The 16638-nt window shown below is 44.2% G+C and carries 12 protein-coding genes; 7 read left to right on the top strand and 5 right to left on the bottom strand.

Translation table 11 applies throughout. The features are described from left to right. The first annotated feature begins 134 nt into the window (after positions 1-134). Complete coding sequence (locus GKS34_RS03485) at positions 135-683, top strand: protein N-terminal glutamine amidohydrolase (RefSeq protein ID WP_163383405.1); 549 nt, start codon at positions 135-137, stop codon at positions 681-683. Positions 684-727: 44 nt separating this feature from the next. Here GKS34_RS03485 and GKS34_RS03480 read toward each other — a convergent pair whose 3' ends face one another. The 4 genes from GKS34_RS03480 to GKS34_RS03465 all read right to left on the bottom strand — a co-directional run bounded on the left by GKS34_RS03480 (position 728) and on the right by GKS34_RS03465 (position 7594). Further along, the gene (locus GKS34_RS03480) at positions 728-1720 is read right to left on the bottom strand and encodes an alpha/beta hydrolase (RefSeq protein ID WP_163383404.1); all 993 of its coding nucleotides are present in this window, start codon (positions 1718-1720) and stop codon (positions 728-730) included. Between the two features lie 202 nt (positions 1721-1922). Beyond that, complete coding sequence (locus GKS34_RS03475; RefSeq protein WP_163383403.1) at positions 1923-2732, bottom strand: polysaccharide deacetylase family protein; 810 nt, start codon at positions 2730-2732, stop codon at positions 1923-1925. 69 nt (positions 2733-2801) lie between these two features. Next, positions 2802-4688: a transthyretin-like family protein gene (locus GKS34_RS03470; protein WP_163383402.1), complete on the bottom strand. Its 1887-nt coding sequence runs from the start codon at positions 4686-4688 to the stop codon at positions 2802-2804. Positions 4689-4894: 206 nt separating this feature from the next. Then, entirely contained in the window at positions 4895-7594 is a 2700-nt protein-coding gene (locus GKS34_RS03465; RefSeq protein ID WP_163383401.1) for a DUF7133 domain-containing protein, read from the bottom strand. Positions 7595-7765: 171 nt separating this feature from the next. Here GKS34_RS03465 and GKS34_RS03460 point away from each other — a divergent pair, with 171 nt between their 5' ends. From GKS34_RS03460 to GKS34_RS03440, 5 genes are all read left to right on the top strand, one after another. Beyond that, positions 7766-8878: an amidohydrolase family protein gene (locus tag GKS34_RS03460; RefSeq protein ID WP_240459177.1), complete on the top strand. Its 1113-nt coding sequence runs from the start codon at positions 7766-7768 to the stop codon at positions 8876-8878. Positions 8879-8983: 105 nt separating this feature from the next. Further along, positions 8984-10060, top strand: coding sequence for an amidohydrolase family protein (locus tag GKS34_RS03455; RefSeq protein ID WP_163383400.1), 1077 nt, complete (start codon positions 8984-8986; stop codon positions 10058-10060). 161 nt (positions 10061-10221) lie between these two features. Continuing rightward, entirely contained in the window at positions 10222-11448 is a 1227-nt protein-coding gene (locus GKS34_RS03450) for an FG-GAP repeat domain-containing protein (protein ID WP_163383399.1), read from the top strand. Between the two features lie 108 nt (positions 11449-11556). Next, entirely contained in the window at positions 11557-12468 is a 912-nt protein-coding gene (locus GKS34_RS03445) for a pirin family protein (RefSeq protein WP_163383398.1), read from the top strand. A gap of 191 nt (positions 12469-12659) precedes the next feature. After that, positions 12660-13178 carry a hypothetical protein gene (locus GKS34_RS03440; RefSeq protein ID WP_163383397.1) on the top strand — a complete coding sequence of 173 codons (519 nt, stop codon included), beginning with the start codon at positions 12660-12662 and terminating at the stop codon, positions 13176-13178. Positions 13179-13422: 244 nt separating this feature from the next. Here GKS34_RS03440 and GKS34_RS03435 read toward each other — a convergent pair whose 3' ends face one another. Then, the gene (locus GKS34_RS03435; protein ID WP_163383396.1) at positions 13423-13869 is read right to left on the bottom strand and encodes a nuclear transport factor 2 family protein; all 447 of its coding nucleotides are present in this window, start codon (positions 13867-13869) and stop codon (positions 13423-13425) included. 489 nt (positions 13870-14358) lie between these two features. Here GKS34_RS03435 and GKS34_RS03430 point away from each other — a divergent pair, with 489 nt between their 5' ends. Continuing rightward, positions 14359-16620 carry a nitric-oxide reductase large subunit gene (locus GKS34_RS03430; protein ID WP_163383395.1) on the top strand — a complete coding sequence of 754 codons (2262 nt, stop codon included), beginning with the start codon at positions 14359-14361 and terminating at the stop codon, positions 16618-16620. Positions 16621-16638: the final 18 nt, after the last annotated feature.

Raw genomic sequence — 16638 nt, 5'->3', positions numbered from 1 at the left:
TGCAGGTTGTTTTTGGATGAAAGATTGGTAGCTGATAATTCGATTACCAGATCCAATAATTGGCCGGCCTTATATCTAAACGTATTCTTCAACGAATTTTCAAGCTGGTATGACTTTAAAAAATAACATCGCAAATGGCAGAACGGCTATATAACTATACCAAAAATTATTGTGAGGAGAACATTTGGCACCTGTGTCAGCATCCTGATCTAAAATCATTGAAAAAAAAGGTTTTGATTATTTCCAATGAGACTCGGAACTGCTCTTTCTGGCATCAAAAATCCATGTTGGAGACCGATCCGGTATGCTGGGATTATCATGTGGTACTTTTGGTTTTTGATCAGGGGATGTGGTCTATTTATGATTTGGACTCCAGCCTGGAATTGCCGGTTCCACTAGATAGTTACCTAAACCTCACTTTTGGGCCAGCGAACGAAAATTCGGAAAATGCGCCCTATTTCAAATCATTCTCCAGTGCTTTTTTTACTAATGCCTTTTCTTCGGACAGGAGTCATATGAAGGATGAAGCTGGAAATTGGATATTTTCACCTCCTTCATGGCCAAAAATTGAACAAGAGCATTCCCTTGGCTTATTTATGAAGGAAATTACTGATTTCAGCCTATCAAGCCCTCAAAAAATCATTAGCATGGAAGAATTAAAAACTACTTTTCTGCCTGTTTAATTTGTTGATGGTTGGGCCGTACTTGATTTCGGTAAAATTGACGTTCAATTCAAAATGCTAAGCTTATCTTTAAAAAATTTTAATATCTCCTGTAATACCACTTCTGTATCTTTGGATTTGATATCACTTCCTAGGAAATGGGTTTTTGGGGTTTGGAGTGGAGTCAATTGATTTAGAGAATCCGGGATGGAAAATAGTTGATGGATTTCAGGATACCTATTTATTTCCACATGTTGGTCCTTATCCAAAATATTCTCATAATAGTAAAGGGTTAGAACAGGGCATTGTATCTGTTTAAACAATTCTTCTTTCATAGTAGTGCTGACTAAAACCTGAAGATCTACCAATGCCTTTGAGGTGTACACTGTATCCCAATATTGGGTTGCTAAGGTTGATTCATGGGCAATCTTCCGGTAATCCCCAATGAAAAGCTGCGTTATTTCGTACCCCCAGGGCGAATTCAATAAGAATGCCGCTTTCATATTGTCTTCGATATTTGGCGAAAGATTGATTAGGGCATATACCGATTCAGGAAAGGTCTGGGCCAACTTCAATGCAAGGGTACCACCGGTGGAAGTACTTATGATGATCACTTTCTTTCCAATGGTTTTACCAATTTTTAAGGCCTCTAAAGCCGATTCCCAGGCGGAAGTTGGGGAAAAATTTTCTAAAGAAGCGGGGGGTATCAAACCATGACCTGCCATTCGGAAAAGGAAAATATTTGCGCCCAGTGAATCTGCAACTTGCACATTTACGGGATACCCATCGCGGTAAGATCCGGCAAATCCATGCAGGTAAACGATACTGTATGGAGTCACCTTTGCGGTATCATGATGCCAAATAATCCTCGCCTCGTTATCTTTCCTCAAGGGTTCCCGATTTTCCTGAGACCGAATCAGGTTTTCCAATTCGGTTAAATCCGTGGGTAGTTCCGGTAATTCATTAGAATAGACTGGAATTGGTATTCGAGGCCCGGAAAAATAGGTAACCAATAGGATAAGTAATACCAGAATGATTGTCCAATATCTTTTCTTCATCAGATCATCTAGTATTATTGAAGGATTGATTTATTAATTAAATTTACTGAAGTTTCGGTAACATCCAATTATAAATTCGTGCTCAATGATATCGCCAAAAATTATTTTATAAGCAATCATCTAAATAATCGTCACATCGACACGATTGGATTACGCTTGTAAGTAAGGGAGAAAATTCAGCCCCCTTTTTATTTTGAAAACCTTAATTCTTCAGCGGCTTACTAAGGTCTGCTTCCAGTATGCGGCTGGCTTCTTCAAAGTCGATGTAACGGGATAAATCTTGAAGGGAAATAACGTTATATTGACGGTTGGATAAAAAATTCAAGTATTTTGAAAAGAGGGCCGGAGAAGTAGTTACCCAGGGATGTTCCTGGTCAGGAACCCCATGAATCGTCAAAATAACTACTTTTCCATCTTTCGCTTTTTCCAAAGCATCCAAAATCATTTCTTCATTCGTATCATCTGTAGCCCAGCTGGGTAGGAGGTAGGGATGATCTGCTAAAGGGTCGTAAGTCCTGCTGCCTCCTGCACGGGCAATCTGATAGTTCTTCTCGTCCAGCACGGCTAACACCGTTTCACTCATGCTGTAACCGGGATAAGCAAAACTGATCGGTTTTCTCATATTCAGGGAATCCATTTTTTCTTCAATGTATTCGATTTGTTGCCGGATTTCTTCCTTCGGAAGTTTTCCTACCCCTGCATGGCTATGGGTATGGTTGGCTACTTCAAAACCCATCCGGTCCAATTCCTGCATTTGGCGCCAGTTCATGTATATGCTGCTGTCCCCATAGTTTGGTGGAAACTCACAGACAAAAAAGGTAGCTCCGAAGCCTTTTTCCTTCAATAGCGGCGCCACATGGGAATAATGGCTGGCTGGGGCGTCATCAAAAGTTAAAACTACCGTTTTATCAGGTATGGGTTGTTTAAGTATTTGTGCGGTCAGCGAACTAATTTCAGCGAAAATGATAAAAACAAGTATTATATAACTCGAATTGGTCTGGATTTTACACATATATAATAAGTCGTGGTTTCGGACTGTAGGTGGTTTTGATGCCCCGGGAAAATTTCCCGGGGCTAATTATTATTTGCAAAATAATACCCGATCCCAAATGCCATCGTGTTGGGATTCGCCATTGGTAAGTTTGAGTTCAGCCGATAGGCGAACTTCATAAGAGCACTTAGGCAGAGCCTCCACGCTACCTGTGTAAGCAGATGTCCCGTGGGATTCTTCCCCCGGGGTGGTTTCTACTACGGGTGCGAAACTGTGGGGACCACCGGGACCAGTCATATTTAAACTGACGGCTCCTAGGTTTGGATTTGCGGCGGTATATTTTGCTGTTAGGGTATTGGTAATGGTACTGCAGCCTCCGGATGTAGCCAATTCATCCAGATCTATTGAAGCGACGCCCAGTTCATTGCTATTTGTAGTCGGCAACCAGGACCCACGCTGAGGAACGTTGAGGTATTTGGTGTTGAATATAGCCAGTGGCCGGGATACACCTGCAACCACTTCAGTGCTCGGGTTTCCTGCTTCCCTTTTGATCATCCTCAGGCTAAAATACCTGTTTTGTTGTAAGGGATTGACCGAAGTGGTACTATTACCCGGGATCAAACCTCCCATGTCAACAGGGGTACCAGCAATGGTCGAGGAAATCAATTTGATTAACGGGCCATTATTATTCAATACAAGGTTGAAGCCCATCGGTAGGGAACCACTTTGTGGAACCACGATCCAATTGCCATTAAAGCTTACCGGAATTTGGCTACCGACCGCATTTATCGCGATATCTTCATACTCAAAGCCGGGCGTTAGCTTCCATCCATATCCGATGACCGTATTTGCAATTTGGGTGGGAATCACATCCGTCCAGGCCCCTGGCGATATAGGTACCGGGTCTCCGGGGCTTGTCAATTCAGTATATTGAAACTTGTATTCCATAGGCGCTCCGTTAAGTTTTTCCGTGAGAGCACCTACCAACGCCAGATTCTGATAAAAAGCCAGATCATTCCAGCTAGAGATTGGTTTTCCGACCGTCTTGCCAGAGGCCGGATTTATGTTTACGATTGAGTTGTATCGCCTTAACTCTCCGATAGCAAAAAAGTATCCTATCGGTCCGGTGCCATTTCCTCCATCGGGTTGGTCTCTGAGGCAAAGCCTCACGCAAAAGCAGTTACCCACATTCTCGCGATCAGCCTGTCTGGCGCGACTGGGTAGTTCTTCGAAAAAAATGGATCCACCAAAGGCAAATTTGAAAAAAATATCAGGTCCGTTTCCCCACGGGAACAGGGGAGTTTCCACGTTGACCACGGGAGAAAGAAATGTCTTCTTAAAATCCTTGGACCTATAATAAATGCAGAAGCGGCCATTTTCATCCGTAATGGCAGAACCCAGCTGGTCATCCGAAATAACATCATCATCCATCGCAATTACTTCAATGCCCGCAAGGGCTTGCTGCGATTCACAATGGCTTACCAGCCCACAAATCAACCAAATGTCAAGGATAGAAAGAATCTGACACCATATCCTATTGGAAATACGGTAATTCCAATTCGCTTGCAGCCCGTTGTTAGTTTCCCGCCACTTTGGTTGAAGTACATTCAAAGAAGCCAGGAATGGCTGGAAATTTTTTGGTTTTTCAGTGTTCTTTTGACCATAATCAGGAACCTCAGCGTAGAAAACAGCAAATTCCACCGCTTCTCCCTTATATTTGGCTTTATCACCATTTATTTCAAAAGTATAATTTCCCGATTCGTCTGTTTTAGACTCGGCCAATAAGTCCTTTTCTTTGGACTTTATACCTTTTTCATCGATAATCTGAAAGGTCTCTTTGGCTTGCGCTGCTACCAATACAGTAGCTTCGTTTACGTCGGCTCTCGATCTGTAAAGCCTGACAGTAGTATTCGACAGGGGCATAAAATGATCATCACATTGAACCCCAGTTAGGTTACCTTTAAGTGTGTAAATCATTGTTTTTGAATTTTGGAAGTTGGAAATCACTTAATGTTTAAAAAAGTTACTTATTTTGTTATATAAAAACAAAAAAAATTATAAAAAATTGATCCGGAAACAATATCCAAAATCCTTATGGAATGCATTCTCCATTTTTCTCCCTCCCCGGGTTTTAATGTTGCCCTTACCCGAGGAGGGATTTTCTTACTCAGTAAAATTTTGAACTAACGGGCAAACAACCGTAAATTTTTCATGGCCCAAGGTTGAATTCGCGCATCCTTAACTACTAATCGAACCTGAGTTACCGCTGAGTTATCTTCCCAACGCACCGTATTTACGCCCTTTTCTCCTTTAATTGAAGCCACTTCTCTCCATTCATTCCCCTCGGTAGATACTTCCACGGCATAGTTGCCCGGAAACTGTTCCTCTCCCGCATCAAACTGGATTTCAGCCAGATTTTGAGGAGTCGGGAGAACAATCTGAAACCACATGCCTGGCTTTTGAGTTTCGTCGGTTTTCCAGCCCTTAAAGCCAAAAGCATAACCGGGATCTCGGGTAGAACCCACTCCCTGCAAGGCGGTACTGCTGGCATTTACCCGCCAATTGTCTTGCGGAAAAAGCTGCTTGGGTACTTCCGCCACCAACGCATCGTGGGAATAGTTGCTATCCCGATCTTGGGTAGCTTCCCTTATTTGTGCTACGTATTCCGGGCTGATAAAGCTTCCCTGATTGCCAAAATCATTCCGGATGTAAGATACCACAGAGGCGATCCAATCGTCGGTATTTTCTCCCATGGCAATCATGACTCCTTCGTATTCCTTTCCATCAATAGTACCGGTAAGTCCGTGCAACAGGGTTTTTACGGCATACTCCGGATGACCTTGAATTCGAGCCGACCCCGAAAATCCAGGGGCGAGGAGTTCTCCACCAGCTCCTCCGGTAGGCGTTCCGAGCCCTTTTACACCATGACAGGTAGCACAATAACTATCAAAAATGGATTTTCCTTCATCAAAGAGGACCCTTTCTGCAGCGGTATATTGTGTGGCCGCCCTTTCCCGGGCAGCGGCTATTTTATCCAAAGTCTGCTGTGCTACTGTTTGAACTCCCTTTACCTGGTTATTGGCCAGTGCTGTTTGCATCTGGTTTTCCACATCCCCGAAATTGAGTACGTATGCACTTAATAATGCCTGAATGGCTACTTGAGGATCTGACTCATCCATCATTTCCTTATAATCGGCCTCCAAACCTTTATCACCGTATTTGTAGAGCGTTTCTCCGGCACGTAGGGCTTGAATCTGCAATTTTGGATTGTCACTCTGCATCCATTCACGTACCAAATCAGCCTTCAGTGACCCCAGTCCCTCCAAGGTCCACAGGGCATGAATGCGAGCCAATTCATTCTCATGGTTCCGGGCCATAGCTTCCAATTCGGGTACAACCGACCGGTCTTGTCGTAGGATAAGCAGTTGCTGGGCCTTATCCCGCCACCAGCCGTTGGGGTGGGTCAGGTGCTGCACCAGTTCACTGGCAGATTCCTCAAACATACGTGGTTTTTCGGTACTCCGTGAGTGGTCTTCGTGTGTTAGCCTCCAGATGCGTCCGTTGCCCACAATGTCGTCCATTTGGTACTGTTGAATTTTTGTTCGCAGGTAACTGCCTTCCTGGGTCCAGTTACCTTCCTGAATAATGCCACGATACATGTCTACGATGTACAGGGTGCCGTCTGGAGCGGTAGCCATGTCCACGGGCCGGAATAAGGGATCGGTAGATTGAATAAATTCGGTCGCCTGATCACGGTAGGGGTTTTGAATGTAGGTTAATCCTTCCGACTTGTCGGACCGAACCTGTCGTACGATACGGGCTACGGGTTCTCCGTAGAAATATTGGTTAACCAGCTCTTCAGGTAGACGGTCTCCACGGAATACGTCATTTCCTGCGGCTCCGGTTACATTGTTAAGCGAACCATCGGGATTTGCCTCCCGCATTCCGGGTTCGAAATCCGCCAATCCGACCAGGCTAAATGGCTCACGGAAGCCTTCCTGAAACTGTCCTTCCACCCTAAAGTTTCCATAAACAATAGGAAAGTTAAAGTTTTGAGGCACCCCACCGGCCCCATCTTGAAACCAAACCTGTCCATAATTGTCCTGTGTCACACCCCATTGCCCGTAAGGATTGCCGGTGGATTCCTGAATAACTCCTTCCGACGTCCATCGGATTCGGCGGGAATTGTAGGTACTGTACATCCAATTGTCCATGGCCCAGGTCAGGAAGCTGGTTTGGTGTTCTACGTTTCCGGATCGGCCGAGACCGGTGGCAAATAGTTCTTTTTTGTCGGCTTTTCCGTCATTATCGGTGTCTGTGAATTTGTACACATGATCCTCGTTTGATTCCATGGACAAGATGGTATTAGGCCCAAAAGGAACTACAAAGCGCGGAAATACCAGGCTATCCAAAAAGACAACGCCCGTTTCGTAGATGCCATCCCCATCGGTATCCTCCCAACGAGAAATACGGCCTGCAGGCATCAATTCCCCTGTGGCATCAATATCCTGCATGTAGGTTCGAAGCTCTAGCACGTACATCCTTCCATTGCCATCAAACTGGATGGCTGCAGGCTCCTGTATATGCGGTTCGGCCAGAATCGGCTCTAAATGATAGCCCGGTTGCAGCCGAAATGTCTTTTGTTCCTCAACGGCCGATAAGGGGACTACCGGTGCAGTCGGTGTCAGGTCAATGCCTTTCCATCGGGCCGATTCCATATCCACACCCTCAGGGATTTCTATTCGTGGGTAGGGAGCTTCTTTTCTTTTCGGGTCCAGGCGCTCTTCGGGAGAAATATCAAAAACGGGTTTCTGCAGTTCCTGTTGCTGGCATGCGGCAGTTATAAAAATCAGGAATATATAGTTCAGGTATTTGCTAATCATCTATGAATAATGGTTTTGTTCTCGTTCACTTTTGAGCGGTTCGTTTCCTGGTTCGCAAGCTGGAAACGAAAAGCAAGTACCAAAGTAGGGCATTTTTGCAAAAAACTGCTTACCGAAAAAATAATTTTTTCTGATTTTTCTATCATCCTTGTGTATAATTACTAATTTGAAATGAAAACCAATTTAATTATGGAAATAGACTTGCCCCTGACAGGATATGTAGTTCCTGTTATTTTTATGCTTATGGGAACGGCCTGTGGGTCCGATTCTGATCATTATACAATGGAGGATTATACTTCTGTCCCTAAAATGGACGTACACGTGCATCTGGAAACCGATCGCAATCTCTTTGTAGAAAAAGCCACATCGGATGGGTTTCGGCTGATCAATGTAGCCCTGGAGTATACGGATGGATGGAATGATGTGTACCGGAAATTTTCCTATGGCCTGCAGCAGGAAAAAGCCCATCCGGAAACGGTAGCCAATGTGACGGCTTTTGCGGTATCAGATTGGGATAGTCCGGATTGGGAGGAAAAGGTGATCCACTGGTTGGACAGCTGCTTTGAAAAGGGAGCCCTTGGGGTCAAAGTTTGGAAAAACATAGGGATGGTATCGCGGGATACGGCTGGAAACCTGATACAGATCGACGATGCCCGTTTTGACGCTATATTTGATCATATTAGCAAACAGGGTAAGACCTTGATGGGGCATTTGGCAGAGCCCAAAAATTGCTGGCTTCCATTAGAGGAAATGACTACTAACAACGACCGGAACTATTATGGAAATCATCCCGAATACCACATGTACCTGCAGCCCGAAATGCCCAGCCATGAAGAGTTGATACAGCGTAGGGACAACATGCTGGAAAAACATCCCGACCTGAAATTTGTCGGCGCACATATGGGTAGTTTGGAATACGATGTGGACGAGTTGGCACGAACCCTCGATCGCTTCCCCAACATGGCGGTGGATCTGGCAGCGCGTATGGGGCAGGTGTTTTACCAAACGGCAGAAGACAGGGTTAAGGTGCGGGAGTTTTTTATCCGCTATCAGGACCGATTACTATACGCAACCGACCTCTCTGATAACGGAAGCCGCAGCGAGGAGGAATTGCATGCAGCCATGGATGCGGCCTGGAAGCGGGATTGGGAATTTTTTGTTACCGATAATGAAATGAACAGTGACCTTATAAACGAACCGTTTCAAGGTTTACAATTGCCCAAAGATGTGGTAGACAAGGTGTTTTATAAAAATGCAGTGCATTGGTTTGGAATAGAAGAATAAACTGAGGAAGTGCAAGTCTGGAGAAGTTTTAACTTCTCCCTACTCTTTCAGAGAGTGCAAACAGATTACGATTATTCAAAGCCAATTAAAAATGATACATTCAATATGATAAAATACCTATTCATAATTCCCTTTCTTTTTAACTTGATGGCATGTGTACAGCAGGAGCAATGGTATTCCATGGAGGATTATCCCGATGTAAAGAAATTGGATGTCCATATTCACTTGAATACCGATCGTTCATTTTTTGCGGAGAAAGCGAAAGAAGATAACTTCCGTCTTATCAATGTTTCCCTGGAAAAGGATGATGGCTGGAATGATGTATATGGTAAATTCCGGTACGGCTTGATCCAACATAAAAAGTTTCCGAAAACGGTGGAAATGGTAACGGCTTTTGCCGTTGCTGACTGGGAGGACGAAAACTGGGAATCTAAGGTCATCACATGGTTGGATAGTTGCTTCGATCAGGGAGCTCTGGGGGTAAAGGTTTGGAAAAACATTGGAATGGTATCTAGAGATACAGCCGGAAACCTGATCCAGATTGACGATGCCCGATTTGATCCTATTTTTCGATTTATTCAGGAGCAGGACAAAACGCTGATGGGACATTTGGGGGAACCGAAAAACTGTTGGCTTCCCCTGGACTCCATGACCACCAATAACAACCGCCGATATTTTGAAAGCCACCCTGAATATTACATGTACTTGCATCCCGAAATGCCCTCTCACGAAGAATTGATGGAGGCACGCGATAACATGTTGGCAAAGCATTCTGACTTACGTTTTGTGGGGGCGCACCTGGGCAGCCTGGAATACGATGTGGATGTATTGGCCCGAACCCTGGACCGCTTCCCCAATATGTCAGTGGATTTGGCCGCCCGCATGGGAAATTTATTTTACCAGACGGCAAGTGACCGGGAAAAGGTGCGGGATTTTCTAATACGCTATCAGGACCGCATCCTGTATGGGACAGACCTGGGTGACGATGGGCAGCGTTCCAGGGAGGAATTGTCCGATTACATGGAGGCTACCTGGAAGCGAGATTGGGAGTATTTTGTGACCAATAATGAGATGCAGAGCGAACTGATCGATCGACCATTCAGGGGCTTACAATTGCCAAAAGAAGTGGTGGACAAGGTGTTTTATCATAATGCAGTGAAGTGGTTTGGGATGGAGGAATAGGTAATTATCAGGCCAATTCTTACTTCTTTTTCAATTCTGTAAGAACAGGGCGTATTTAACTTCTTGATCTGGGCATTTTTCGGCTCTTTTTTTCGTCCGATCCCGGATTTTGGGTAAATTAAAAAATACTGAAAATTTAAAACCCTAAATGGATTTTTACAATGTTATACCAGGCGTTTACATTTCTTCTTTTATTGACAGTTACCTTAATAGGGAAAAAGGAACCGATTAACGGGGATTCTTTTCAACACCATTTCATTTCTACTTCTTTACCCGGCAACGAACAATGGGGGTATGGAGTTTCTCTGTTGGAAGACCTTGATAGGGATGGAGATCTGGATTTTGTAACCGCCGTCAAGTTGGATAGTATTTACTGGTTTGAGAATAAGAGTTCGGAGGAATGGGTGAGGCACACGGTAGGAAAAATCAATACCGTACAATTGGGATCTGCGGTAAAAGATGTAGACAACGATGGTTGGCCGGATATTATAATTGGAGGGGATTGGTATCAAAATCCTAAGAACCCCAGAGACGCTCCTTTTAAAAGGTTTAAATACGATGGACGAATAGAAAATGAAATACATGATATAGTTCTAGCAGATATTGACGGGGACGGGCAGGAAGAAATAGTAGTATCGGGGGATAAGGAAGGTTGTTTTTGGTATAAAATCCCCCCGCAACCCTCACAGGATACAGATTGGGAAAGACATACCATTACGATGGATGTGGTGAAAGAAAAGGATGCCATCCATTCGGGAATTTGGCCAGCCGGCATTGATGATCTTGACAACGATGGGGATTTGGATATAGTACTGCCCGACAGATGGCTGGAAAACAGTAACCATGGAAAAGAATGGGTCAAACACAGTCTTCCATTTGGTAAAAGGGGACCCTGGGGCTTATCCTCACGAAGTTGGATTTTTGATATGGATAAGGATGGTGATAACGACATTGTGATAGCGGATAGCGATCAGACCGGTTGCCGGATCGCCTGGCTTGAAAATGATGGCAATGATTCCCCTTCCTTTAAGGCTCATTATCTGCCTCAGGAAGCTCCTGGGACAAGGGGCTCTTTTCATTCGCTTGCCCTTGCGGATTTCGATGGAGATGGTGATGTGGATATTTTTACTGTCGAACAGGAAGATCCTACTATTTTCCCTTCCGGAGCGGGGCCCCGCTGGTATATATGGGAAAATATGGATGGAGAAGGAGGTAAATTTGAGGAGCGGGTAATATTTGACGAAAAGCTGGGAGGACACGATGCAAGAGTTGGTGATTTGGATGGCGATGGTGATCTGGACATTGTATCCAAAATCTGGAAGCGCTGGCCTGAAAACGCCAATGGGGGTAAAGAACATATCTCCTGGCTGGAGAACCTAACGAAGTAAAAAAACAGAAATCCCATATCTGTTCCATTTCTGCCTCCAAAAGGAGTTTATGTTAAAGAAATCAATAGATCCCGCAATAATAACCTATAAAATTATTTTACCCCTATTATGCCCGTAATTGTCATTAATGCCCGAAAAGCTACCATCGGTCCGGGACTGATGGTCAACCGGATTCTACCTTTTCGTTTGCGCCGCATGGTGGGGCCGTTTATTTTTATGGACCATGCGGGCCCGGTCCGGCTAAGTACCGAAAAAGGTCCGGCCATGGACGTGTTACCCCATCCGCACATTGGCTTATCCACTGTAACCTATTTGTTTAAAGGAAACGTCACCCACCGGGACAGTCTGGGCGTAAAGCAGGTCATCGAACCCGGGGAAGTCAACTGGATGACAGCTGGAAAGGGGATTTCTCATAGTGAACGCTTTGAGGATCCGGCAGTACTGGCCGGTGGGCAACTCGAAATGATTCAGACATGGGTGGCCTTGCCAGAAAAAGACGAGGAATCTGATCCTACTTTTTTTAATTACCAAAAAGATCGCCTGCCCGTTTTCGAGGAAAAAGGGCTATGGATGCGGCAGATAGCAGGGGAGGCCTACGGTTTGAAGAGCAATGTGCCCACTCATTCTCCCTTGTTCTATTTACATGTGGAACTTAATCGGGGACACAGGTTGAACGTGCCGGAGGGATACGAAGAACGTGGCTTGTATATCGCTAAGGGGAGCCTGGAAATGCGCAGTCAGGTGTATGAAACGGGGCAGTTACTGGTTTTCGGGAAAAACGAGCAGGCAACTGTAAATGCGCTGGTGGATTGTACAATTATGCTGCTGGGAGGAGAACCGGTGGGTGAGCGCTTTATCTGGTGGAATTTTGTAAGTAGCCGAAAGGACCGGATCGAACAGGCTAAGGAAGACTGGAAACAAGGGAGAATCGTATTGCCTCCGGATGATCAGGATACGTTTATTCCGCTTCCGGAAGACAAATTCCGGCGGAAGGATCCACCTCCAGAAACACTTTCCTAATTTCAAATTTCAAGAAATTCTTATCCAGAACCATAAATACCGAACAGAAAAGTGAACTGGAAGCGCCCCCAAGAAAGCATTTCGTTAAGGATGGCAAACCTAATAGAACGGCAAAAAAATTAAAAAAGGGAAAATCAATCGAAGACTCCTTTTATCTTCTGGACCAAATCATTATTAAAAATGATGGCTCCGTGGCATTTGTAGGGGATGATCGGCTTGAAACGGTAAGAAGTTCGACAAACAGTTCCAACGGAACAAGCAGCGTTTCGTATCATTACACCTATGGCAATATCGTGATAGCTGAATTTGATCCCAACGGCGGACGTAAATGGACAAAGAAAATAGTAAAAAACCAAAAATCCAGTAACGACTCCGGATTCTATTTTTCTTATTCCGTCTCCATGATCAATAACAACCTGTACTTTATTTTTAACGATAACGTAAAAAATCTTGGCTACAATGGAAAAGGAAAGGTAGAACGATTTACACCCAAAAGCTATAAGGAGCATATGATGACCTTTGCCAAGCTCGATGGCGAGGGAACCCTTAGCCGCAGCTCCCTATCCATGAACCGTAACCGAAACCTCATGACCATCACCCCGGTCAATACCCAGACAGATGATCACGAAATGGTGGTATACGGTCAGCATAAAAAGAGATACCGACTGGCAAGGCTGGAATTTGACCCCAAAATGTTGGCGGTGGAGTAAAAAAAGCGTAGGTAATAGTCTAAATAATCTGCAATAATTAGTAAGGGGAAAGGAACTCGTCAAAATCGGGCTCCTTTCCTTGTTTTCGATTAAATCCAAACTAGTTTACGAATTCGTAACCTACCAAAAATTGAATAATTCCAGGCCAGGTTTCTTTGTCAATCGTGAACGGATCCTTTTAATGCATTGAACGGAACCACTCCCCCTAAATTTGCAGTATGGAAAGATTTTCTGATTGGTTTTTTTATTCGTCTCCGATTTTACTTGAAACCATGGCTGCCAGTTTCCACTGCCCTTTCACCTTGCGAAGGTTGCGTACTTCGTAGGTTTTGTATTCCTCATTGCCTGATTTCATGTTCTGCACATAGACTACAAATGCCTGTTTGCCGGTAACGGAAATGTCAAAATCGGAGGTCTCTAAGGTTGCCTGAATCGGATTGGAATTGCTTTCCATATCTGCTTTCATACTGCTGCTAATTTTATCCCAATTGTTTTCTCGCATACCCATATTTGTTACCAAAAACGATACTTCCCTGCTGGAATCCCAATGGGAAGCCCAGTCCTCGTAATCCCGATTCATATAGGCTGTTGTTTCTGCGAAGAGGGCAGCTTTGATTGCTGCTTCTTCTGAAGATTGGGCATACAGCACGCTTCCTATCAAAAATAGGGCAATGGTGAACGTAGTTTTCATTTGATTTTGGGTTTTAACGTTAACGTTTATTTCATTATAACTGCCAAAAGCAATTATTTCAATATTTGATCGTATAATAAATAAATTATTTATTTTGTAATTAATACACAATACGAAATAAATAAAAGAAATCTAATGCGAACGACCGGTAATACTTTCCGTAGTAGTGGATTTTCTTTCCCAATGGAAGACGAACTTTCCATGGTTCCTAACCTTTTTCTAAATCCATATAATTGAAAAACTAACTTTTTCCGCTTTCGAAAATACAACGATTATTTGGCTGCTTAACCTATACAGTTTAAGCTTTGGTCTATCATGGGAAATTCAACAAACATTGTGTAGGTAGTTGTTAGTTCTTACGCATATACAAACCATTTACTATTCAAAAAAATGATTTTATATTTTTGGTTAGTAAAACGGGTAATCATATCTTAATATCTTTAAACAAAGATAGTATCTATTTTATGAATTAATGCAGCCCTTAAGTGTATGAAAACTGAGAAAAAATTATGGATTGTGTTTGCTCTTGTAGTAGGCATTTCATTTGCCGTATTAGGATATTACGGATACGAAATTTACCAACAGGCTCCCCCTATACCTGAAACCGTAGTTAATGAAGATGGGACTGTTCTTTTTACCGGCCAGGATATTCGGGACGGCCAAAATGCCTGGCAGTCCATGGGGGGCCAGGAAGTGGGGTCAATTTGGGGACATGGCGCCTACCTTGCTCCGGATTGGACGGCAGATTGGCTACACCGCGAGGCCTTATTTTTTCTAAATGGAATGGCTAGTGAAGAAGGTTTTACAGACTATGAAAGCGCTCCGGCAGAAACTCAGGCGGCCTTAAGAGTTAGGCTTCAGCAGGAGATTCGGGAAAACACCTTTGATCCCGGAACCAAAACGCTAACCATTTCTGCTACCCGATACGAAGCTTTTCAGACTCTGAGTGACTATTACAAGGGTTTGTTTATGGGTGGGGAAGAATTGGAAGAACTAAGGAATTACTATTCTATACCGGAAAATGCCATCCGGGATCCACAGCGTATGGAGGATATGAATGCTTTTTTCTTTTGGGCAAGCTGGGCCTGTGTAACTGAAAGACCTGGCGACGACATCAGCTATACCCATAATTGGCCATCCGATGAATTGATTGGAAATAAGGCTACAGGAGACCTGTTGCTTTGGACAGGATTTAGTGTGATCATGTTGCTTTTCGGAACCGGAGTATTGGTGTTTTACCATGCCAAAAATAAGGAAGAGGAGGTGGATGCCCCCCAAGAGGATCCTTTGATGCAGCAGAACATAACCCCCTCGATGAGAGCCGTGGAAAAATATTTCTGGATAGTGAACCTCCTTATATTGGTACAGGTGATGATGGGTGTGATTACAGCCCACTACGGAGTGGAGGGCAATTTGCTCTATGGTTTTCCTTTGGCGGAAATCTTGCCTTATGCCGTCTCCAGAACCTGGCACGTGCAGTTAGCCATCTACTGGATTGCCACAGCCTGGTTAGCTACCGGCTTGTTTATCGGACCCTCCCTGACAGGTAAAGATCCCAAATTTCAAAAGATAGGGGTCAATGTTTTGTTTGTAGCTCTCTTGGTAATCGTAGTAGGTTCCATGGCCGGTCAATGGATGGGAATCATGCAGAAGATGGGTTATACGGAAAATTTCTGGTTTGGCCATCAGGGATACGAGTATGTAGGCCTGGGCAGGTTTTGGCAGGCATTCCTTTTAATAGGATTGTTTATTTGGTTGGCGCTGATGATCCGACCCATGATACCGGTATTTAAAAGTAAAAGCAACGAAAAGCATCTGCTTACCATGTTTTTAATCTCCTGCGCAGCCATAGCTTTGTTCTTTGCTGCCGGATTGATGTGGGGAAGACAGACCAACCTGGCCATTGCGGAATATTGGAGATGGTGGGTAGTCCACCTTTGGGTAGAAGGTTTCTTTGAGGTTTTTGCCACAGTGGTGGCTGCCTTTTTATTTACCAGAATGGGGCTATTGCAAATAAGGTCGGCAAGTACCGCAGTCATTTTTGCCACCGTCATCTTCCTTGCTGGGGGAATATTGGGTACGTTTCACCATTTGTATTTCACTGGCACGCCCAAAGCAGTGATGGCTTTGGGGGCTACCTTTAGTGCATTGGAAGTGGTTCCGCTGGTGCTGATCGGTTTTGAAGCCTTTCACAATTACCGTTTGAGTAAATCCACTGAATGGCTCAAAGATTACAAATGGCCGATTTACTGCCTGATTTCCGTCTCCTTCTGGAATTTCCTGGGAGCCGGTATATTTGGTTTCCTGATCAATCCACCCATCGCCTTGTATTACATGCAAGGGCTGAACACTACCGCATTGCACGGGCATACTGCCTTATTTGGTGTATATGGAATGTTGGGGATAGGCTTGATACTCTTTGTTTTGAGAAGCCTTTACAGGAATCAGAAATGGAATAACAAATTGATTGGGTTCTCCTTCTGGTCCATCAATATCGGATTGATGCTAATGGCATTGTTAAGTGTGCTGCCGGTAGGTTTACTGCAAACCGTGGCCAGTGTAAACGAGGGAATGTGGTATGCCCGTTCGGCCGAATTCCTTCAGCAGCCGCTTATGAACACGCTGCGGTGGCTGCGGGTTATAGGTGATACTATTTTTGCCATTGGGATTATAGCGTTGTTTGTGTTTGTTATTAACCTGTTTTATGATAAGAAAAAGATGAAAGCTACTGAAAGTGATTTGATTAAATAGGAGTTATTTGTAATGGAG

Source organism: Cyclobacterium jeungdonense, from assembly GCF_010994275.1.
Taxonomy (GTDB): Bacteria; Bacteroidota; Bacteroidia; order Cytophagales; family Cyclobacteriaceae; genus Cyclobacterium; species Cyclobacterium jeungdonense.
This window is presented reverse-complemented; position numbering and strand designations above follow the sequence as displayed.